The sequence below is a fragment of the Pseudonocardia xinjiangensis genome (assembly GCF_050948425.1).
Classification (GTDB): Bacteria; Actinomycetota; Actinomycetes; order Mycobacteriales; family Pseudonocardiaceae; genus Pseudonocardia; species Pseudonocardia xinjiangensis.
On sequence record NZ_CP192009.1, the window covers coordinates 6,480,983 to 6,500,444 of the forward strand.

The following is a 19,462-nucleotide window of genomic DNA, read 5'->3' on the forward strand; positions in this document are numbered from 1 at the left end:
CGCTGTCTCTCAGCCCCGAGGTCTGGACGGTTCATGGTCAGCGGCAACAAGAGCAAGGCGGCTCGCAGCGGATCACGCAAAGCCGTCGTCAGCCAGAAGTCCACTCCGTGGGGTCTGATCGCGGCCGTCATGGCGGTCGTGCTGTTCGCAGGCGCGGTGTTCGGCTACGCGTTCCTGCGCAACCAGGAGAACTCGGCGAAGGCGGAGGCCCTCGCGCCGTTCACGCCGACGGCGCAGAACCAGGATCCGTCGACGCAGATCCAGGGCGTCGTGAGGCAGGGGTACGCCGGTGGCCAGCACGTCGCCCCGGACGTGCGCATCGCCTACACCCACAGCCCGCCCTTCGGCGGCGCACACGACGGCAGCTGGGCCGCGTGCAACGGTGTCGTCTACCCGCAGGCGGTGCGCAGCGAGAACCTCGTGCACTCGCTCGAGCACGGGGCGGTGTGGATCGCCTACAACCCCGACCAGGTCACGGGGGATGCGCTCGAGACCTTGAAGAGCAAGGTCGAGAACCAGCCCTACACGGTGATGTCGCCGTACCCGGGTCTCGACCAGCCGATCGCCCTGCAGTCGTGGGGCCACCAGCTCAAGCTGGCCGACGCCGCCGACCCGCGGGTCGACCAGTTCATCGCCGCGTTGCGCCTGAACCAGTACACCTACCCGGAGCCGGGTGCGAGCTGCAACGAGATCGGTCCGGGCGGGTTCTCCCAGGACAACCCGCCGCCGTTCGTCCCGGCCCCCGCACCCGGCTCGCCGGGCTCGCAGCCGGAGACGACGCCGGGGTCTGCGGTCACGCCCGACACGGGTTCATGATGGATGGGGTGAGCACGCCGACCGCCCCCTCAGCCGGCGGCGGCGACCGCCCACCCACGCACACCGACCCAGCACCCGGCGACGCAGCACCCGGCGAGGCGCGCTGGGTGCGGCCGCTGCTCGTCGTCGCCGCGGCGGTGGCCCTGCTCCTGCTCGGTGCGGCGGGCGGGCTCCTCGTCGGCCTGCCCGGCTCGTCCCGCGCCCCCGCCACGCCCGCTGCCGACTCCGTCGACGTCGGGTTCTCCCAGGACATGACCGTGCACCACCAGCAGGCCGTCGAGATGGCCTCCTGGGAGCGCGACCACACCACCGACCCCGTGCTCGCCCAGCTCGCCTCCGACATCGAGGCCACCCAGAACTCCCAGGTCGGCCGCATGCAGGGCTGGCTCGAGATGTGGGGCGCCGGAGCGCTCCCGGTCGGTGGCCACATGGCCTGGATGTCCGCCCCCGACGGCCACGGCCACATGAGCGCCACCATGTCCGGCGGCGGAGTCGCGACCATGCCCGGAATGGCCAGCACCGCCGACCTCGCCGCCCTGCGCGCCGCCACGGGGCCCCAGCTCGACGTGCTGTTCCTGCAGCTGATGCTGCGCCACCACGAGGGAGGCGCCTCGATGCTGCAGTACGGCGCCCAGCACGCCGAGACGCCGCAGGTCCGCAACCTCGCCGCCCAGATGCTGAGCTCGCAGACCACCGAGGCCGGCTACATGCGCCAACTGCTCGCCGAACGCGGTGGGCAGCCCCTGCCGAGCTAGCTCTGGGCGTGCGCTAGGGTTTGCAGCGTTGCAAGGGCCCCCGTAGCTCAGGGGATAGAGCACCGCCCTCCGGAGGCGGTGGCGCAGGTTCGAATCCTGCCGGGGGCACCATCCGCATCACCAGCAGAATCGGCCCTTCACCTGCGTCAACAGGGTGAGGGGCCGATCTTGTTGGGTCCGGTGGTGTCCGGCCCGCACCGGCCGTTGGCGGCCATCTGTGCCCGACGATTCGTCGAGCAGCGCGCCACGCCCGCATGTAACAAGCCTCGCCGTGGCAACAGTGGTACGGGTCAGCGGCCGTAGACCGTGACGTGGCGGAGGCTGCGGCCATCGAACGGTTCGTCGGACCAACCGCCCCATCTGGCTCGACGCCGGAGGCCGGCGAGGCGGGCCATGAGGTCCAGCTCACTGGGCCAGATGTAGCGCAGCGCGAGCGGTCCGAGCGTGACGCCGTTCTCGCTCAGGCCGACGTGGCACTTGTCCACCCGCTGTGTCGCGCGGTCGTAGCGGCCGACCTCGACGGAGAGACTCTCGGGTCCGATCCGGGCGGCGTCGACGTACTGATCAACGCCGTTGCGATCGTGTCGCAAGCTGTACATCGGGTCAGGGACGACGTTCTCGACCACGAACACTCCGTCGTCGGTGAGGTGTCGCGCAGCGTTGGCGACGCACTGAACCTGCTCATCCTGGGTGAGTAAGTTCATGATCGAGTTGAACACGATGTACACCAGCGGGTACCGGTCGGGCATCTCGACGACAGCCATGTCTCCGCATGCCACATTCAGAGCGTCCCCTCCCGGTTTTGCCCTCAGTCGCTCGATCATCGCCGGTGCAAGTTCGATGCCGTCGACACGCAGACCGGTCGCGGCGAGTGGAAGGGCGATGCGGCCGGTGCCGATCGCGAACTCCAGCGCGGGCCCAGGTCCAGCGAGGTCCGCGAGGCGGGCTACAGCGGCCGTTTCATCGCCCAGCAGCACGTCGTCGTAGACGGCCGCCACCCGGGGGCCGAAGCTGGTCCGGGGATCGAAGGGCATCGCGTTGAAGGACACGACGACCATCTGATCTCGGATCGACCTTGCGATCAATCCGTTTGCGGGCCTGACAGCACTGCTTTCGCCGGGCCTGCGCAACGGCCCCTGCGCCCACTGTGCGGCTGAGCCCGGCTCGGCCGTCCCGCGGCCGCACGACCTCGTCAGCGGTGCGGATACCGGCCGCGGGGACGCCGCGATCCGAGGACCGGATGCCTACACTCGCCGCAGCGACCGGGGAGCCGGTGCGGGTCGGGCTTGGCTTCGCCATTGCGCCAAGAGATGGAGGCTGCGCCGATGAACGACAGCGCACCACTGACCGACCGCCTGGACGCGGGTCCGCTGATCTGCGCCGAGGGCTTCCTCTTCGAGCTCGAACGGCGGGGCTACCTCAGCGCCGGCGAGTTCGTCCCCGAGGTCGCCCTGGAGCACCCCGAAGCGCTCCGCGCGCTTCACGTGGACTACCAGCGCGCCGGCTCCGACATCGTCGAGGCGTTCACCTACAACGGTCACCGCGAGAAGATGCGGGTCATCGGCAAGGAGGACCTGCTCGAACCCCTCAACCGGGCGGCACTGCGGATCGCCCGCGAGGTGGCCGACGCCCACCCGGGCGACCTGATGGCCGGCAACATCTCCAACACCAACATCTGGGACCCCGCCGACCCGCAGCGCCAGGACGAGGTACGGGGCATGTTCCGGGAGATGGTGGGCTGGGCCGTCGAGGGCGGCGCCGACCTCATCATCGGGGAGACCTTCTACTACGCCGGTGAAGCGCTCGCCGCCCTCGAGACAGCCAAGTCCAGCGGGCTGCCCGTGGTGCTCACCATCGCCCCGATGGCGCAGAACGAGATGGCAGACGGCGTGGGCATCGTCGAGACCTGCCAACGGCTGGAGCAGGGCGGTGCCGACGTGGTCGGCATGAACTGCTTCCGCGGACCGCGGACCATGCTGCCGTGGCTGCGCGAGATCCGCGCCGCGGTGTCCTGCCACGTCGGCGCACTCCCGGTCCCCTACCGCACGACAGATGCCGAACCGACGTTCTTCAACCTCGGCGACCCCGGCGCGAGCGTGCCCTCCCCGCACGGGCGCACGTTCCCGACCGCACTGGACCCGCTGTACGCGAACCGCTACGAGATCGGCGCCTTCGCCCGCGAGGCCGCCGGGATCGGGATCAACTACCTCGGCGTGTGCTGCGGCGCGTCGCCGATGCTCATCCGCCAGGTCGCCGAGGCCGTCGGGCGCACCACCGAGGCCAGCCGGTACTCGGAGAGGATGGAGAACCACTTCCTGTACGGCGACAACGAGCGCCTGCCCGACCACATCGTGGCCCTCGGCGAGAAGGCCTGAGCGCAGGACCATCTCGGGGCACCGCGGCTGCTCGCCGCCGGTATCCCCCACCGACGTCGCTAGCTGCCGGGGGTGACCAGACCCGTCTCGTAGGCCGTGATGACCAGCTGAGCGCGGTCCCGCGCGTCCAGCTTGAACAGCAGGCGGCCGATGTGGGTCTTCACGGTGCCCAGCGTGACGTACAGGTCCTGGGCGATCTCGGTGTTGGACAGGCCACGCGCGATCAGCGTGAGCACCTCCCGCTCGCGATCGGTGATGCCCGGGAGGGCCGTGTCCGCGGCGGCAGCCGGGCCTCCCTGACGGGCGAACGCGGCGATGAGTCGGCGCGTGACGCGCGGCGCCAGCAGTGCCTCGCCTGCGGCGACCACCCGGATCGCGGTGATGAGCTCGGCCGCGGTGGAGTCCTTGACCAGGAACCCGCTGGCCCCGGCCCGGAGCGCGGCGTAGACGTACTCGTCGAGGTCGAAGGTGGTGAGGATGAGGACGCGGACCGACGCCGTCTCGGGTGTGGTGCAGATGCGTCGGGTGGCCTCGATCCCGTCCATCTCCGGCATCCGGACGTCCATCAGCACGACGTCAGGCTGGTGGTGACGGGCCAGCCGCACGGCCTCGGAGCCGGTCCCGGCTTCACCGACCGGCCGGAAACCGGGCTCGGCCTCGAGCAGCGCGCGGAAGCTCTCCCGGATGAGCGCGTGGTCGTCGGCGAGCAGCACGCGGGTTCCCGCCGTCGGCGTCGGGGCCGAGGCCGTCACGGGGCGGCGTCCGGCACGACACGGGGTATGTCGGCGACGACCTGGAACCCGCCGTCCGTGAGTGGACCGACGGTCAGCGTGCCGCCGTACGCGGCGATCCGTTCCCGCATCCCGATCAGACCGTGCCCACCGCCCGGGCGACGGCGCAGGGCCCTGCGTACCGGACCGTCGTCGACGACCTCGATGCGCACCGACTCGGTTGTCCTCCGCACGACGACCCGGCAGTGCCTGGCGGCGGCGTGCTTGACGACGTTGGTGAGGGCTTCCTGCACGACGCGGAACACTGCCAGGTCGACGCCGGGCGGGAGCGTGCCGGTCCCGCTCAGCTCGAGGTCGATCTCGAGGTCCGTGGCGCGGAACCGGTCGATAAGAACGGGCAGGTCCGCGCTGCCGGGCAGCGGGCCCCGTTCGGCGTCACCGGCGCCATCGGCGGTGGAGGGCCGGTCCACCTCGTCGGAGGCGGGCCGCAGCACCCCGAGCAACTGGCGGATCTCGGTCATCGCGGCCCGGCTGGTCTGCTCGATGGCGCTCAGCGCGGCCTTCGCGTGCTCGGGGTCTTCGTCGGCCAGGCGGCCGGCCACGGTGGCCTTGATCGTGATGAGGCTCATGCTGTGCCCGAGGACGTCGTGCAGCTCGCGGGCGATCCGGAGCCGCTCGTCGGCCACCGCCTCCCGGGCCGAGCGACGGGCGAACTCGGCCTCGGCCACGCGCCGCGACCGCACCACCCGGCCCGCGGCCCAGGCCGCGCTGAGCAGGACGACGACGATCCCGAGCTCGACCTGCCACCACAGCGGCACCTCGCTGCCGGCCGTGCCGCGGTCCGCCGGCCGGTGGATCCAGTAGAACGCCGGGATGGCCGCGGCTGCCGCGCCGAGGCCGGCCACCAGCACCGCCGCGGCGACGATGGTCCGGCTGGACAGGTTCGCCACGGTGTACATGGCGACGGCGACCGGGGCGTAGGTCGCCCACACCGCTCCCGCGCCGACGACGCCGAGCACGGTCGCCGAGACGGCGACCAGCACGACCCAGACCAGCACCGGAACGCTCCGGCGACGCCGGAGCAGCAGCGGCGACCCGGCGGCTGCCCCGACCAGAAGGGCGGCCCACGCCGGACCGGGATAGGGGGGTCCGGGCGGGTCGAGCGGCGTGTACGCCGCCAGGCACGCCAGTGCCGCAGCTGATGCGGCGTCCACGAATACCGCACGGCGCCGTCGGGCGTCCGGACGCGGGCCCAGGGCGACGAAGTGGCGCACACGAGCACGCTAGGCGCGGCGCGGAACGATCGCGTCCTACCCGGGTCAGACAGCCGTGTCCGACCCGAGTCGGACGCGGAGCGCGGTCCCGCGCTGCGATCTTCCGTCCATGACCATGACCACATCGGGGGAGCCCGGCACCCGGCCGACCCACACCGAATCCGACCCGCGTGCCGACCTGCGAGCGGCTGCGGTCCTCCTCGGGGCCGTGACCGTCGGCGGGGTGGGCGGGTTCGCGCTCGCCGAACTGCTCGGGATCGGCGGAACGCGCTGGAGTGGCTCCGAGCTCTCGGCCATCACCTCGGCGGTCGGCGCGCTGTTCGCGGGACTCGTCGCCGGCCGGCTGCTACTGGGCGGCAGGGGCTCGGCCATGGCGGTGCGCGCGCCGCGCCCCCTCACCAGTTGGCCGGGGACCCGCCTCGGCGCGGGCGCGCTCATCACGGGACCGCTGCTGCTGCTGGCCGGTGAGGCCGTCCGCTCGGGGCACCACTACTTCTATCCCGCGCAGCTCGCCGGGATGGTCAGCGCGCCAGGAACCATCCTGACCTCGTACGCCCTCTACACCGCGGGCCTCGTGCAGATGATCCCTGCGTTCCTCGCCCTGACCGGACTGATCGCCCAGGAGCGACCCGGTTGGGCCTTCTGGGGAGCAACCATCGCGATGGTCGGCAACACCGTGCGCATCTTCCAGGAAGGCATCAGCTTCCTGGGTCTGCAGCTCGTCGGGGCGCAGGGGCTGGAGGCCGCGACGGCGGCGGTGAGCGACACCTACGGAGCCTGGTACGTCCTGCAGACCCTTAACGGCAGCGACAACATCGCGTGGGCGGTGCTCGCGATCGGCGCGTACCGGGCAGGCGTGCTCGGCTGGGTGCCCGCGCTCGGCGTGGCGTTCATGATCACCCACTACAGCGGGGTGCTGAAGGGCAGCGACCTCAACTCCCTGAGCGGCGCGGTGCTGCTGGCCGCTGCGCTCGTCCCACTGGGGATCAGCCTGGCGCGGCGCGCCGAGCCCGTCTCCCGCAGGGTGTGGTGGGGCGGCCTCGCATCGCTGGCGCTGCTGGCGGCCCAGTACCTGCTCGCCGTGCTGAGCGGGTTCCAGAACCTGGGATGAGCGGAGCGCCCCGCCGCCGGCGCTCACCGACTTCGATAATCGCGGCTCGCGACCGGCTGACTGCGACCCCGCCGGCGTTAGGCCGGTTGACGGGCTGCCGGTCCGGGAACCGGTGATACCAGACGTAAGCTCGCCACCCGGACAAGGAGGACTCCGATGGGGTTCAGACTGCTCCCCCGCTTCCATCCCCGCCACCACCTGCGCAGGACCTTCACTGCCGGCCCGCTGCGGCTGCACGTCGGTCCCGAAGGCGCCAGCTGGGGACTCGGTGTGGGCCGCTGGTCATGGAACGCCAGAAGCCGCCGCCACACGGTCGACACCCCCGGTCCCGGCTACTGGCAGAGCCGGGGACGAGACCCGCGCCTCTAGCCACGTCCCGGTTCGGCCGAACACCGTACGTCGACGGTGACCTGACCGCGGGTGCGTAGCCGCAGCGGATCGGGGCAGCCGGTGGCGCCGGGCGGGACCCGCCGCGCGGAGAGCCTGAGGCGGAGGGAAACGCATGGCCGGCCGTCGCGACCACGCCACGCTCCAGACGATCGCCACCGAGGTCGGGGTGACGCCGTCGACGGTCTCGGCGACACCGGTCTGCTGGTCAACGGCAACGACATGCTGGCCACCGGCCTCTTCGTGGAGCACTACCAACGCTACGAGGTGATCTGGAACGGCGAGCGCGGGCGCACCGTCTTCTTCCAGAACGAGAAGCCGTACGACGTGCCGGACCAGGCTTCCTGGATCGGCCCGCGGGGCAACGGCTACGCCGCCTACAAGGTGGCCGACGAGGTCACCGACCACGAGCTCTGGGGTGGTGGCGTGTACAGCTTCTTCAACGCGAACCCGAGCGTGCGGGTGGACCGCGGCTTCGAGGTGCCGATCCGGTCCGGCTGCACAGCCTGCTGACGGTCTCCCTCGGCGACGTCGGCACGATCGCCAACGTGGTCAACGACACCGGGGGGTCGGTGCCGAACCCCGCGGGTAACACCACACCGCGCACGGTCGTCTCCTACCCCTGACCGACCGGCCCCTGAGCGCTGCCCGTCCGGCTGCAGATCCGGAGCGGCCGGCGGGCAGTTGCATCATGAGGCGATCTTGAACAGCAGCTCGCTCAGCTGGCGCCACCGTGTTGTGGATGTAGGTGCGGGGGATCGTCCGGGCGGCCGGGGCGTCCAGGTGGACCGGCTGCTGCAGGCAGAGCTCCGGCACTTCGGAGCCGTAGTGCTGTCAGAACGGCCTCTGCTACAGCACTGTGGCTCCTAGGTGCGATGAGTCCGGGACCCCGGCGTAGTCGGGCAGTTCGACGCCGTTGATCGCGCGCTCGATCAGCTCGAGGTCCCATTCGGGCTCCGCGCTCGGCTCCGCGTCCGGCCCCGGGACGTCACGGCTGCGCACGTGCAGCCGGCCGATCTCCTGGTTGGCCTCGACGAACGAGCGCATCCGCCCCTCGTAGCCGGCGAACCCGGCCTCCGGGTCCCACCCGGCCGCGGCCAGCTCTCCGGCCAGCAGATACGCGCCGACCAGGGCCAGCCCGGTGCCCTGTCCGGACATCGGCGACGAGCTGAACGCCGCGTCCCCGAGCAGCCCCACCCGCCCGCTCGACCAGCGGTCCATCACCACCTGGGCGACCTGGTCGAGGTAGAAGTCCGGGGTGTCGTCCAGGTGGGCGAGGATGCGGGGGGTCAACCAGCCCAGGCCGGCCATCCGCTCGCGCAACAGGTCCTTCTGGGCCGCGACGTCGCGGTGGTCGACGTCGAAGTCGGCCGAGGGGAAGGAGAACATGGCCATCGCCCGGGTGGCGTCCTGGATGGGCCGCAGGCCGGCGGAACGCCCGGACTCCGCCTCCTGGAAATCGATCACCCAGCGATCCAGCCCGAACTCGTTGGGCACGCTGTAGAAGGCGAGCACGAGCCCGAGGTGGCGGACGAACCGCTCGCGCGGGCCGAACACCATCGCTCGCAGCGCCGAGTGCAGCCCGTCCGCGCCGACCACCAGGTCGAAGCGCCGCCGGTCGCCGCCCGCGAAAGCCACGTCGACCCCGTCCGCGTCCTGCGTGAGCTCGGCGATCCGGTCGCCGAAGACGTACTCGACGCCGTCCCGGGTGTCGTCGTAGAGCACCTGGGACAGGTCGCCGCGCAGGATCTCGATCTCCGAGATGTACCCGTCGCCGCCGTCGTCGTCCGCGCGGAAGGTCTCCAGCACGTTCCCGTCCACGTCCACGGTGTTCGCGCCCGCGGTCTCGGTGCGGGCAGCGCGCACCGGCGCGTCCAGTCCCATCCGCCGGATGACCTCCTTGGTCACCCCGCGCGCGTCCACCGCCTGCCCACCGGGACGCAGCTCCGGGGCCCGCTCCACCACGGTCACCTCGGCCCCCCGCCGGCACAGCCAGTGGGCCAGAGCGGGCCCCGCGATGCTCGCCCCCGCCACCAACACCCTGATACCGCTCACAACGCCCCCTGCTCGTCCGATTCGTGTCGAGATGTGGAGTCGGACCCGTCCTCGGCCCACCCGCTCCCGGCAGTGAGACCGGGGCGCGGTGAGGAACTCATCGCTGCGCAGTCATCCGCCGGGCGCTGGTCGACCGGAACCCGCTCGGGTTGACGCCTCGGACCCGCTTGAACGCCGCGCTGAACCCGAACGGGTCGGAGTAACCCACGGCGCGGGCAACCTCCGCGACCGTGGTCGCCTCCTGCTCGGCCAGCAGGTCCGCCGCAAGTGTCATGCGCCAGTGGGTGAGGTACGTCAGCGGCGGTTCGCCGACCAGGTCGGCGAACCGCTTGGCCAGCGTCGAGCGCGACACCCCGGTGCGGTCGGCCAGCGCGGAGACCGTCCACGGCGCCGCCGGGTCGGCGTGGAGCAGGCGCAGCGCCTCGCCGACCACCGGGTCCCGCTGGGCGGCCCACCACGCGGGGGGCTCGCCGCCGGGCCGGTCGAACCACGTGCGCAGCGTGCAGACCAGCAGCCAGTCCAGCAGCCGGTCCAGCACCACCTGCTGGCCCGGGGTGTCGGTGGCCACCTCGGCGGCGAGGTGGTCCAGCACCGGGTCGCCCGTGTCCCCCGGGTCCACGCGCAGCACGACGGGTAGCGCGTCCAGCAGCCGCCGGCTGATCTCGCCGCGCACCGGATAGGCACCGACGATCAGGGTCGTCGCGCCGTCGCCGTCGTCGCCGCAGTCGTTCCAGCCGAGCCGGTGCCGGGTGCCACCCTGCTCGGGCGTCGCACAGTGCTCACCGCACGCGACCGGCTCGGCCCGGGTCCCGACCTCGTCGACGAACGTGAACGTCCCGGGGCCCCGCACGACGACCGTCTCGTAGGCGCGCAGCGGTTCGGGCGGGCAGTGCTCCGGCACGATCCAGCCCGACCCGCCGAGGACGGTGCACAAGGTCAGCGGCGGGCCGTCCACGAAGTGCAGCGCCCAGGGCGGGGTCAGGGTCGAGCTGCCGAACAGCGAACCCTGGGCCCGCACTCCCCGGATCAGGTCATCGAACACGGCCACTGCGCGAGATTAGACGAATACACAGGCGATCCGGCTCCTCACCTATGGATTCGTCCGAGCCCGCCCCGTTCACTCGATGTCATGACCAACGGCACCACCCTCGTCCTCGGCGCCACCGGGAAGACCGGCCGGCGGATCCTCGCCCGGTTGCGGCTGCACGGCACACCCGTGCGTGCTGCCTCCCGGTCCAGCCGGGTCCGGTTCGACTGGTCCGATCCCGGCGGCTGGGACGCGGCCCTGCAGGGCGTCACCGCCGTCTACGTCGTGGCCCCGCGCGTGCCCGGTCCGGTGCACGAGTTCGTGGCCCGGGCCGAGGTCGCCGGCGTGCAGCGCCTCGTCCTGCTCTCCGGGCGCGGCGCCGACACCTGGGGCGACTCCCCGTTCGGGCTGGACATGCGCTCGGCGGAGGACGCCGTACGCGGCTCGGCGCTGGAGTGGACCGTCCTGCGGTCGTCGAACTTCGACCAGAACTTCGACGAGGACGTCTTCCACACCCCGCTTCTCACCGGCGAGCTGGCGCTCCCGGCCGGTGCGGTCCCCGAGCCGTTCATCGACATCGAGGACGTCGCCGACGCCGCGGCCACGGTGGTGACCGAGCCCGGCCGCCACGCCGGACGGATCTACGAGCTGACCGGACCGCGTGGGATCACCTTCGCCGAGGCCGTCGACCTGATCTCCCGGGCGTCCGGGCAGCCCATCACCTACAAGCAGATCTCCCCCGCCGAGTACACCGCGACGCTGGTCGAGGACGGCGTGGGCGAGGACGACGCCCACCACGTCGCCGAGATGTTCGTGCTGATGGAACGCGGGCTGATCGCCGCGACGACGGACGACCTCGCCACCGTGCTGGGACGGGCGCCCCGGACCTTCGAGGACTACGTCGTGCGGACCGCAGCGGCGGGGGCCTGGCGGCGATGACCCGGTCCCCCTCACCTCCGGAAGGACCGCGATGAGCACCGACGCCAGTTCACTGACCGCCCAGGACCTCGAGTTCCTCCGACGCCCCCTGCACGGGTTCCTGTCCGTGGCCGGGGGGCCGCACCCGCCACAGCCTCGGCCCGTGTGGTTCGAAGCCACTGCCGAGGGCACGGTCCAGCTGTTTACCGCCCCGGACTCGCTGAAGGTCCGACGCCTGCGCCGCGACCCCCGCGCCTCGATCGTCGTCGCCGCGCCGGTGGGTGAACGCGAGCGCTGGGTGTCGGTCGCCGGCCCCACCACGGTGGAACCCGACGGAGCGCACGACCTGGCCGCCCGCCTCGCCGCCCGCTACTGGGGCCCCGGCAACCCGGCCCGGGCCGACGACCTCGCCGAGATCTTGGCCGCGGACCAGGTCCGCCTCGTCATCCACCCGGAGACCGTGAGTCGCTACAGGTATTGATCTTCGCGGCCGTGCGCTAGTGGGGTCCGTCCAGCGGGGTGAGCAGGACGATCGGGATCTCGCGGTCGGTCTTCCGCGCGTAGTCGTCGTAGAGCGGGAAGATCTCCACCATCTGCGCCCACAGGGCCGCGCGCTCGGCCGAGGACGCGACGCGGGCGCGTCCGGTGAACCGGCGAGTGCCGACCTGCACCCCGACGCCGGGGTCCGCCTGGAGGTTCATGAACCATGCCGGGTCCTCGTCGGCGCCGCCCTTGGAGGCGACGACGACGTAGGCGTCGCCCGAGGTGCCGTAGATCAGGCAGGTGCGGCGAGGCGTCCCGGTCCGGCGTCCGGTCGTGGCGAGCACGAGGGTCCGCACGCCGTTGTTCTCGTGGCCTTCGGCGCCGCCCGAGGCGAGGTACGTGCGGGTGTGTTCGGCGACCCAGTCCCACTGCGAGTCGGTGGCGCGGTCGAGGTCCTCGGCGATGGCCATGGCGGCTGTCCTTCCGGTAGGGGCGATGGTGCGACGGAGCCGTACGTCCACTACTTCGTGATCTCGTAGCGCAGAAGTGCCACGCCGTTGTCGAACGCGGTGGCCTCCACCAGCAACAGGTCGTGCCCGTCCACGAAGACGCGCGTTCCCGTGCCGCGTGACACCGGGCAGACCAGCATCCGGACCTCGTCGACGACGCCGGCGTCCAGCAGGGAGTGCATGAGCGTCAAGCTCCCCCACAGCCAGATGTCCTTGCCGCTCTGCCCCTTGAGCGCCCGGACGGTGGCGACCGGGTCGCGCGTCACGGTCGCGGCGGGAAAGTCACCCCAGGGTGCCTCGTCGAGCTTCGACGAGGCGACGATCTTGGTGAGGTTGTTGAGCTTCTGGCCGTACTCGCCCTGCTCCTCGGCGTACGGCCAGTAGTCCTTGGTCTGGGCGTAGGTGGTGGCGCCGAGAACCATCGTGTCGACCGAGTCGATGAACCCCATCAGGTTCGCCTTGAACGCGGGGTTGGTCTTCTCGGAGAAGGGCTCCCCGGACACGAAGGTGAGCCCGCCGTCCTCCTCCGCGGCGATGTTGTCGACGGTGACCCACTGCTGGACGACGAGCTTCCGCATTGGCTGCCCTTCCGGTACGTGCGGCCACGCCGGCCGCATCCGCCACTGGGACGGAGTCGCCACGTGGGTCTCGACATCCCGGCCACGAAGTTCCGTGTCGAGATCGACCGATCAACGCTCCTCGGGTGCGGGTCGGTGTGTGCGTCGGCGGAGGTAGCGGCGTTCGGCCTCGTTCCGGGTCAGGGCGGCGGCGGCGCTGAACTCGTCGTCCGCCCGGTCGTGGTCGCCGAGTTGGTCGAGGAGGTGCGCGCGGACGGCGTGGGCGCGCTGCGCGACGAGGGGGTCGTCGGTGATGTGGTGGTCACGATCGAGCTGTTCGAGCAGGGCGAGCCCGCGGCGTGGCCCGAAGGCATGTGCGACGGCGACGGTGCGGCTGAGGCGGACCGGCGCAGCGGGCTGCAGACGTTCGAGCCACAGATACAGGGCGGCGATCTGTGGCCAGTCGGTCTCCGCAGCGGTCCTCGCCTGTGCGTGGGTGGCGGCGATGGCCGCCTGGAGCTGATAGGGCCCGACACGCTCCTGCGACCAGGCTTGCTCGATGAGCTCCCGACCCTCGGTGATCAGGATCTCGTCCCACCCGGCGCGGTCCTGCTCGGAAAGGACGACGAGTTCCTGGTGAGGGTCCGTACGGGCGGCGCGGCGTGCTTCGGTCAGCAGCATGAGCGCGAGCAGTCCTGCCACCTCGGCATCTCCGGGCAGAAGTCCGTGGAGCATCCGGGCGAGCCGGATCGCCTCCGCGGTGAGGTCGGTGCGGGTGAGCCGGTGGCCGGCGGTGGCGGTATACCCCTCGTTGAAGATCAGGTAGAGCACCTTCATCACGACGGGGAGGCGCCCGGTGACGTCGTCCTCGTCGCGCATCTCGAAACGGGCGCCGGCCTTCGTGAGAGTCTGCTTGGCCCGGCTGATCCGGGTACCCATCGTGGACTCCGTCGTGCCGTAGGCGTGGGCGATCTCATCCGTCGTGAGCCCGCCGACCGCGCGCAGGGTGAGCGCGACCTGGGAGACCTCGCTGAGTGCCGGGTGGCAGCACAGCAGCAGCAGTTGGAGGCTGTCGTCGTGGTCGACGACGGCGGGTCCAGGTCGGCTGGGATCGACGAGCACGGGGTCGGCGTGGGCGGCGTCCTCCTCGCGGCGGTGCGCAGCCTGTTCGGAGCGGATGAGATCGATCATCTTGCGATAGCCGACGCGGATCAGCCAGCTACGCGGCTCATCCGGCACGCCCTTGTCGGGCCACTGCCCGGTGGCGACGATCAGGGCTTCCTGCACGGCATCCTCGGCGAGCTCGAACCGGCCGAAGCGACGCACCAACGCACCGAGCACGTGCGGCGTCTCGTTCCGCAGCATGTGCTCGATGCGCCGGGTCCCGGCTTCCCCGGTGCCGTCGGTCGGGGGCGCCATCAGGCGAAGTCGTCGCCCATGATCGGTCGAATCTCCATCGGCTCGCCCAGTGCGTCAACCATCCGGGCGACGATGTCGCGGGCGCGCTCGAGGCTGGAGACGTCGATGATCGCGAAACTCGCGAGAACCTCCTTCAGCTCGGCGAAGGGGCCGTCCGTGGCAACGACGCCCGCGTCGGTCTTCCGGACCGTCGTGGAGACGGCGGGATGGCCCAGGCCCTCGCTCTGCACGAACTCCCCGGTCTCGCGCAGCTCGGCCTCGAACTTCTGGTAGGCGGCGAACGCGTCGAGAGCCTCCGGGCTGGGCACGTCGGCGGTCTCGGCGTCCCACGCCTGCGCGGGGGTGTAGCTCAACAGCAGGAACTTCATGACTCTCCATCGGATATCGGTGGCGGATCAGATCAGTCGGGTCACACCCCACTCCGGAGGCGCAGCGCGGACACGGTGACCCACGAGAGCGCGATCAGTCCGGTGACGGCGATCTGGATGCTCGACTCCGTGGGCGACATCGGCAGCAGCAGCACGACGGCGACCAGCCCGTTGCCGATCGAGGCCCACACCCGGCGGCGCCGGATCGAGCGGACGAGCAGCGCGATGCACGCACCGGCGAGGGCGATGAACGACACCGCTGCCGCCGCCGTGTGCACGATCGAGTGCCACGACATCTCCACGACGCCCGCCGGTGCGCCGATCGGGAACCCGTTCTGGGCGTCCATCGGGAAGCAACCGGCGATCAGGAAGCCCGCGCCGAAAACACTGAGGAGGATCGGGGCGATCCGCGAGCCTGCGCCCGTCGAGACGATGCATCGGTGTGCGACAGCGAAGGCGATCGCGCCCAGTCCCGCCAGCACGAACGAGACCTGCTGGAGCCAGCCGAGTCCGCCGGTGGCGAGCTGGCTGAGCGGATGGATGCGGATGTCGAATCCCTCCCGCGTCAGCGCCTGCACCGCGGACGAGACGTAGAAGAAGGGTCCGGCGAGCGCGGCAGCCGTGAGCAGCCCGCGAGTGCGCCTGCGAGCCGCAGGTGCTCCGAGGTCGTGCACCGCCTGGGGGATGGTGCTGGTGACCATGATGTCCTCCGGTCGCCGAGTGCGTCGTCGCCCGGGTCCGGGCGGCGTTCACGGACACCACGGAGCCGAATGTGCCGTCTCGACATCCTCGGCAGGACGTTCTCGGAAGATTTCTCGCCCCGCCGTGTCGAGAACCCGGCAGCCGCTCCGACGTACCGGCGAGAGCGGCCGCATCGGAGTCGCTCCCGGCGCAGTCGAGGAGCACATCATGAACGACAACACGACCACCCTGCCCGCCGGCGCGGATGACGGCCGGCAGGAGGAGCATCCCCAGCCCAGCGACCGCATCCGCGCGCTCGACCGGCTCGTCGGCACCTGGACGGTGACCGGCGGCGCCGAGGGGACCGTGCGCTACGAGTGGATGCCCGGCGGGCACTTTCTCATCCAGCACGTCGAACTCGAACAGTTCGGTCGGTCCGTCACCGGATTCGAGGTCATCGGGCACCTGCACCCGTTCGGCGAGCCCGTCGGCGAGGAGATCGCATCGAGGTTCTACGACTCGATGGGCAACACCTTCGACTACGTCTACGAGCTCGAAAACGACACTCTCACCATCTGGGCAGGCGCGCACGGCAGCCCCGCATACTTCCGCGGTACGTTCACAGACCGCGATCACACGATGACCGGTGACTGGGTCTACCCGGGAGGCGGCGGATACACCAGCACCATGACCAGGCAGTAACCGGCAGGCTCCGTCTCAGACGCTGCGCAACACCGAGACGATCACGCCCAGCACAACGGCCTCGTCGCCGTCGATGACGTCGTAAGCCGGGTTCCGCGGCTCGAGGTACACGTGCCCGTTGCGGCGGCGGTACACCTTCACCGTGGCCTCCCCGTCGATCATCGCGGCGACGATCTGCCCGGAATGGGCCTCGGACTGCTGGCGCACCACGACGGTGTCACCGTCGCAGATCGCCGCGTCGATCATCGAGTCACCGCGCACCCGCAGGGCGAAGACGTTGCCGCGCCCGGCGAGAGCGCGGGGCAGCGTCAGCACGTCGTCGACGTGCTCCTCGGCCACGATGGGAGTCCCCGCAGCGATATCGCCGACCACGGGCACGGCCACCGAGTCGTCGGCAGCCCGCCGCGGCCGGGGCTCCTGCAGGAAGACGCGCACGTCGATCGGCCGGCACATCGCCGTACCGCGCCGGAGGAATCCCTTCTCCTCCAGGCTCGCCACATGCTTCGACACCGACGACGATGACCGCAGCCCGACGGCATCCCCGATCTCGCGCGTGCTCGGCGGATACCCGTACCGGACCACCCAGTCCCGGATCGTGACCAGGATCCGCTGCTGGCGCGGCGGTAGCGTCGAGGTGTCCAGGTGCTCGAACACATCATGATCATCGGAGACGGGCACCCGCGGATGGTAGAGGCGGGCAGCCGGGTCGAGCCCCGGTGGGCGACGACGTGACGCAGGAGATGATGCCCACGGCCCATCCGGTGTTTCTCGGCTTCTAGTGTCGGCCGCATGACCATGCTGCGGTTCGACGGGGATGCCGCGCGACGTACCGAGCGAACGTATGCGAGCCCCGATGTCGTCGCGCAACGGGAGCACGTGCTGTCATTGCTCGCGCCGCAACCGGGAGAGCGGGTTCTCGACGTCGGATCCGGGCCCGGTTACCTGTTGGCGTCGATCGCTGAGGCGGTGGGCCCGTCGGGCGTGGTGCACGGCCTGGACCCGAGCCCGGCGATGCACGCGCTCGCCGCTGCACGCACCGGGGGGACGCCGTGGGTCCACCTCGACGAGGGTGACGCCGTCTCGCTGCCGTACTCCGACGACACGTTCGACGCCGTCGTGTCGACCCAGGTCTACGAGTACGTCGCCGACATCTCAGGAGCGCTCGGCGAGCTGCGGCGGGTCCTGCGGCCCGGCGGGCGGGCGTTGATCCTCGACACGGACTTCGACTCGCTGGTGTGGCACACCGCCGACCGGGAGCTGAACCGGCGGGTCCTCACGGCCTGGGACGAGCACCTGGTGCACCCGCGCCTGCCGCAGACGCTGGCCGGGCTGCTGCGCCGCTCCGGGTTCGTCGTCACGGGGCAGCACGTGCACGTCATGTTCAACCCGCGGCTGACAGAGGACTCGTACAGCGCCCACATGATGCAGACGATCTCGCGGTTCGTCGTCGGCCGGCAGGGCCTGACCGCGGCCGACGCCGAGGCGTGGCTCGCCGACCTCCACGCGCGCAGCGACGAGGGCGACTACCTGTTCAGCGTCAACCGGTACGTGTTCGTGGCGACGGCAGCCTGACCTCACTCGACCGTGCCGGCGGTCACGGCTGCCGCCGCGGTGCCGTCGGCATGACGACCCGCAGCTGGAGCATCGCCGCGAACCGCGCTTCCGGGTCGGTGAGGTCGATGCCGCCGACCTCGGTGAGGCGGCGCAGCCGGTAGCGGAAGGTGTTGGGGTGGACGTAGACGGCCGCGGAGGCCGCGACGACGTCACCGAAGGCCTCCAGCCACGCCCGCAGGGTCTCCACCAGGTTCGTGTTGTGCTGCTCGTCGTAGGCGAAGAGCCGGGCCACCGGGCCGGTCGGGCGGTCACCGCGCGCCGAGACGAGGTCGCGCAGCTCCAGCACCAGCGCCTCGACCTGCACGTCGGACAGCCGCGCGACCCGGCGCCCGCGGCCGCCCTCCGCGCGGAGCACCCGCAGCGCCCGGTCGGCGCTGGCCCGCGCACCGGCCAGGCCTGCGGCGTCCTGCGCCGGTGGGCCGACCCCGATGACGGGACGGGCGCGGTCACCGACCCGGTCGAGGAAGTCCGCGGCGATCCGCCCGGCCCGCGTCTCGCCGTCGACGTCGGGGGCGACGGGCACGAGCCCGTAGGCGACGTCCCCGACGAGCGCGGCGGCACAGCGCGGGTGCACCGCGCTGAGGTGCACGGCGAGGCCGTCGGCCAGCCGCTGCCGTTCGGTGGCCAGGTCGGCGTCGCCTGCGATGGAGCGGTGGGCGTCGGGGCGGCCGAGCGTCGCCATCGCGAGCACGACCACCGGCTGGTCGGCCAGGCCGAGCCGGTCGAGGGCCTCGCGGGCGCCTGCCCCGCCCTCCAGCGCGGTGCTCACGAGGTCGGCACGCAGCCTGCGCTCGACGTCGGCGCCCGCCCGGATCCGCAGCAGGTGCAGCGCCACGAGCCGCGCCGCGTCCGCCAGTGCCTGGGTGCGGTCGGGGCTGAGCGGGGCCCGCACGGCGGCCCAGATCGAGCCGAGCGCCTCGTCACCGGCGCGGACGGCCACCGCGACGCGCGGCAGGTCCACCCCGTCGAGGCCCAGGAGGAGCGGTTCGACGAGCACCGGCCGGTCGCTGCCGTAGAGCTCCCGGAACACCCCTCGTTCGGCGATCACCCGGGAGAAGCGTTCGGGGACCTGCCGGCCGAGGATCGTCTCCACGCGCGATGCGTCGGCCTCGTCCTGACGCCCGGAGAACGCCAGTACCCGGAAACTGAGGTCCTCGATGGTCACCGGCGCGTCGATGAGCGCGGCGATGGCGTTGGCGAGGGCGAACAGGTCACCGGACGGGATCCCGCCGAGCGTCTCGGCGCGGGCGTCGCCCACGTCGCCCTCACCCAGCAGCGCGCGCAGCATCGCCGCGAGCTGCGCCCAGGACGCGCCGGGGGTCAGCCCGACCAGTGCCACACCGGACTCCTCGGCCGCGGCGGCGACCTCGGGCGAGACGGTGACGGGCATGCGGACGACCAGCCCGGCGGCGCCGTGCCCGCCCAGCGTGAGCAGCAGCTGCTCGAGCTCCGCGGGCGCGCCGATGCCCACGCCCAGCACGAGCGCGTACCGCGGCAGCACCGGTTCCTCGAACGGGTCGTGGATCACGACGCCCCCGATCGGGCCCGCCCGGCCCGGGTCACCGTGGAGGAGCTCCAGCAGCGTGCCGAGGTCGGCGAGCACCCGGCCGAGGCCGCGCTGCGATCGCAGGTCCATCGAAGCAGCACCGCCCGACGCTAGGGAGCCGGTCGGCGAGTCTA

At 71.6% G+C, this 19,462-nt stretch carries 22 protein-coding genes and 1 tRNA gene; 11 read left to right on the forward strand and 12 right to left on the reverse strand.

What is annotated here, in order from left to right; all coding sequences use genetic code 11:
• Positions 1–33: 33 nt before the first annotated feature.
• From ACQPZA_RS30485 to ACQPZA_RS30495, 3 genes are all read left to right on the forward strand, one after another.
• The gene (locus tag ACQPZA_RS30485; protein ID WP_433275542.1) at positions 34–816 is read left to right on the forward strand and encodes a DUF3105 domain-containing protein; all 783 of its coding nucleotides are present in this window, start codon (positions 34–36) and stop codon (positions 814–816) included.
• Positions 816–1,571, forward strand: a complete 756-nt coding sequence (locus ACQPZA_RS30490; RefSeq protein ID WP_433283057.1) for a DUF305 domain-containing protein — start codon at positions 816–818, stop codon at positions 1,569–1,571. The genes ACQPZA_RS30485 and ACQPZA_RS30490 overlap by 1 nt, the downstream gene beginning before the upstream one ends.
• A gap of 36 nt (positions 1,572–1,607) precedes the next feature.
• Positions 1,608–1,682 (forward strand) — tRNA-Arg (locus ACQPZA_RS30495).
• Positions 1,683–1,861: 179 nt separating this feature from the next.
• Here ACQPZA_RS30495 and ACQPZA_RS30500 read toward each other — a convergent pair.
• Positions 1,862–2,629, reverse strand: coding sequence for a class I SAM-dependent DNA methyltransferase (locus tag ACQPZA_RS30500; RefSeq protein WP_433275543.1), 768 nt, complete (start codon positions 2,627–2,629; stop codon positions 1,862–1,864).
• 267 nt (positions 2,630–2,896) lie between these two features.
• On the opposite strand from ACQPZA_RS30500, the gene ACQPZA_RS30505 reads away from it, so the two are divergent.
• On the forward strand, positions 2,897–3,946 hold the full coding sequence (locus tag ACQPZA_RS30505) for a homocysteine S-methyltransferase family protein (RefSeq protein WP_433275544.1): 1,050 nt from the start codon (positions 2,897–2,899) through the stop codon (positions 3,944–3,946).
• Between the two features lie 59 nt (positions 3,947–4,005).
• Here the strand turns inward: ACQPZA_RS30505 and ACQPZA_RS30510 are convergent, their stop codons facing one another.
• Both ACQPZA_RS30510 and ACQPZA_RS30515 read right to left on the reverse strand, forming a co-directional pair.
• On the reverse strand, positions 4,006–4,698 hold the full coding sequence (locus tag ACQPZA_RS30510; RefSeq protein ID WP_433275545.1) for a response regulator: 693 nt from the start codon (positions 4,696–4,698) through the stop codon (positions 4,006–4,008).
• A complete protein-coding gene (locus ACQPZA_RS30515) occupies positions 4,695–5,951 on the reverse strand; it encodes a sensor histidine kinase (protein WP_433275546.1) in 1,257 nt (418 codons plus the stop codon). The genes ACQPZA_RS30510 and ACQPZA_RS30515 overlap by 4 nt, the downstream gene beginning before the upstream one ends.
• A 109-nt stretch (positions 5,952–6,060) precedes the next feature.
• Here ACQPZA_RS30515 and ACQPZA_RS30520 point away from each other — a divergent pair, with 109 nt between their 5' ends.
• From ACQPZA_RS30520 to ACQPZA_RS30530, 3 genes are all read left to right on the forward strand, one after another.
• A complete protein-coding gene (locus ACQPZA_RS30520) occupies positions 6,061–7,062 on the forward strand; it encodes a hypothetical protein (protein ID WP_433275547.1) in 1,002 nt (333 codons plus the stop codon).
• 156 nt (positions 7,063–7,218) lie between these two features.
• Positions 7,219–7,431, forward strand: coding sequence for a DUF4236 domain-containing protein (locus ACQPZA_RS30525; protein ID WP_433275548.1), 213 nt, complete (start codon positions 7,219–7,221; stop codon positions 7,429–7,431).
• Between the two features lie 240 nt (positions 7,432–7,671).
• Positions 7,672–7,962 carry a hypothetical protein gene (locus ACQPZA_RS30530; RefSeq protein ID WP_433275549.1) on the forward strand — a complete coding sequence of 97 codons (291 nt, stop codon included), beginning with the start codon at positions 7,672–7,674 and terminating at the stop codon, positions 7,960–7,962.
• A 336-nt stretch (positions 7,963–8,298) separates the two neighbouring features.
• On the opposite strand, the gene ACQPZA_RS30535 is transcribed toward ACQPZA_RS30530, so the two are convergent.
• Both ACQPZA_RS30535 and ACQPZA_RS30540 read right to left on the reverse strand, forming a co-directional pair.
• Positions 8,299–9,504: an FAD-dependent monooxygenase gene (locus ACQPZA_RS30535; protein WP_433275550.1), complete on the reverse strand. Its 1,206-nt coding sequence runs from the start codon at positions 9,502–9,504 to the stop codon at positions 8,299–8,301.
• A gap of 97 nt (positions 9,505–9,601) precedes the next feature.
• Positions 9,602–10,552 carry a cupin domain-containing protein gene (locus ACQPZA_RS30540; RefSeq protein WP_433275551.1) on the reverse strand — a complete coding sequence of 317 codons (951 nt, stop codon included), beginning with the start codon at positions 10,550–10,552 and terminating at the stop codon, positions 9,602–9,604.
• An 81-nt stretch (positions 10,553–10,633) separates the two neighbouring features.
• Here ACQPZA_RS30540 and ACQPZA_RS30545 point away from each other — a divergent pair, with 81 nt between their 5' ends.
• Both ACQPZA_RS30545 and ACQPZA_RS30550 read left to right on the forward strand, forming a co-directional pair.
• Complete coding sequence (locus ACQPZA_RS30545; protein ID WP_433275552.1) at positions 10,634–11,470, forward strand: NAD(P)H-binding protein; 837 nt, start codon at positions 10,634–10,636, stop codon at positions 11,468–11,470.
• Between the two features lie 31 nt (positions 11,471–11,501).
• Complete coding sequence (locus tag ACQPZA_RS30550) at positions 11,502–11,930, forward strand: pyridoxamine 5'-phosphate oxidase family protein (protein ID WP_433275553.1); 429 nt, start codon at positions 11,502–11,504, stop codon at positions 11,928–11,930.
• Positions 11,931–11,946: 16 nt separating this feature from the next.
• On the opposite strand, the gene ACQPZA_RS30555 is transcribed toward ACQPZA_RS30550, so the two are convergent.
• The 5 genes from ACQPZA_RS30555 to ACQPZA_RS30575 all read right to left on the reverse strand — a co-directional run bounded on the left by ACQPZA_RS30555 (position 11,947) and on the right by ACQPZA_RS30575 (position 15,486).
• The gene (locus ACQPZA_RS30555) at positions 11,947–12,402 is read right to left on the reverse strand and encodes a nitroreductase family deazaflavin-dependent oxidoreductase (protein WP_433275554.1); all 456 of its coding nucleotides are present in this window, start codon (positions 12,400–12,402) and stop codon (positions 11,947–11,949) included.
• 50 nt (positions 12,403–12,452) lie between these two features.
• Positions 12,453–13,019, reverse strand: coding sequence for a dihydrofolate reductase family protein (locus ACQPZA_RS30560; protein ID WP_433275555.1), 567 nt, complete (start codon positions 13,017–13,019; stop codon positions 12,453–12,455).
• Between the two features lie 111 nt (positions 13,020–13,130).
• On the reverse strand, positions 13,131–14,417 hold the full coding sequence (locus ACQPZA_RS30565) for an RNA polymerase sigma factor (RefSeq protein ID WP_433275556.1): 1,287 nt from the start codon (positions 14,415–14,417) through the stop codon (positions 13,131–13,133).
• Positions 14,417–14,785, reverse strand: coding sequence for a YciI family protein (locus tag ACQPZA_RS30570; protein ID WP_169397515.1), 369 nt, complete (start codon positions 14,783–14,785; stop codon positions 14,417–14,419). The genes ACQPZA_RS30565 and ACQPZA_RS30570 overlap by 1 nt, the downstream gene beginning before the upstream one ends.
• 41 nt (positions 14,786–14,826) lie before the next feature.
• Positions 14,827–15,486 (reverse strand): DUF998 domain-containing protein, encoded by a 660-nt coding sequence (locus ACQPZA_RS30575; RefSeq protein WP_433275557.1) that lies wholly within the window; start codon positions 15,484–15,486, stop codon positions 14,827–14,829.
• Between the two features lie 208 nt (positions 15,487–15,694).
• On the opposite strand from ACQPZA_RS30575, the gene ACQPZA_RS30580 reads away from it, so the two are divergent.
• Complete coding sequence (locus ACQPZA_RS30580; protein WP_433275558.1) at positions 15,695–16,168, forward strand: hypothetical protein; 474 nt, start codon at positions 15,695–15,697, stop codon at positions 16,166–16,168.
• Between the two features lie 15 nt (positions 16,169–16,183).
• Here ACQPZA_RS30580 and lexA read toward each other — a convergent pair whose 3' ends face one another.
• Positions 16,184–16,846: a transcriptional repressor LexA gene (lexA, locus tag ACQPZA_RS30585; protein ID WP_433275559.1), complete on the reverse strand. Its 663-nt coding sequence runs from the start codon at positions 16,844–16,846 to the stop codon at positions 16,184–16,186.
• 111 nt (positions 16,847–16,957) lie between these two features.
• Here lexA and ACQPZA_RS30590 point away from each other — a divergent pair, with 111 nt between their 5' ends.
• Entirely contained in the window at positions 16,958–17,740 is a 783-nt protein-coding gene (locus ACQPZA_RS30590; protein ID WP_433275560.1) for a methyltransferase domain-containing protein, read from the forward strand.
• Positions 17,741–17,762: 22 nt separating this feature from the next.
• Here ACQPZA_RS30590 and ACQPZA_RS30595 read toward each other — a convergent pair whose 3' ends face one another.
• On the reverse strand, positions 17,763–19,418 hold the full coding sequence (locus ACQPZA_RS30595) for a PucR family transcriptional regulator (protein WP_433275561.1): 1,656 nt from the start codon (positions 19,416–19,418) through the stop codon (positions 17,763–17,765).
• Between the last annotated feature and the right edge of the window lie 44 nt (positions 19,419–19,462).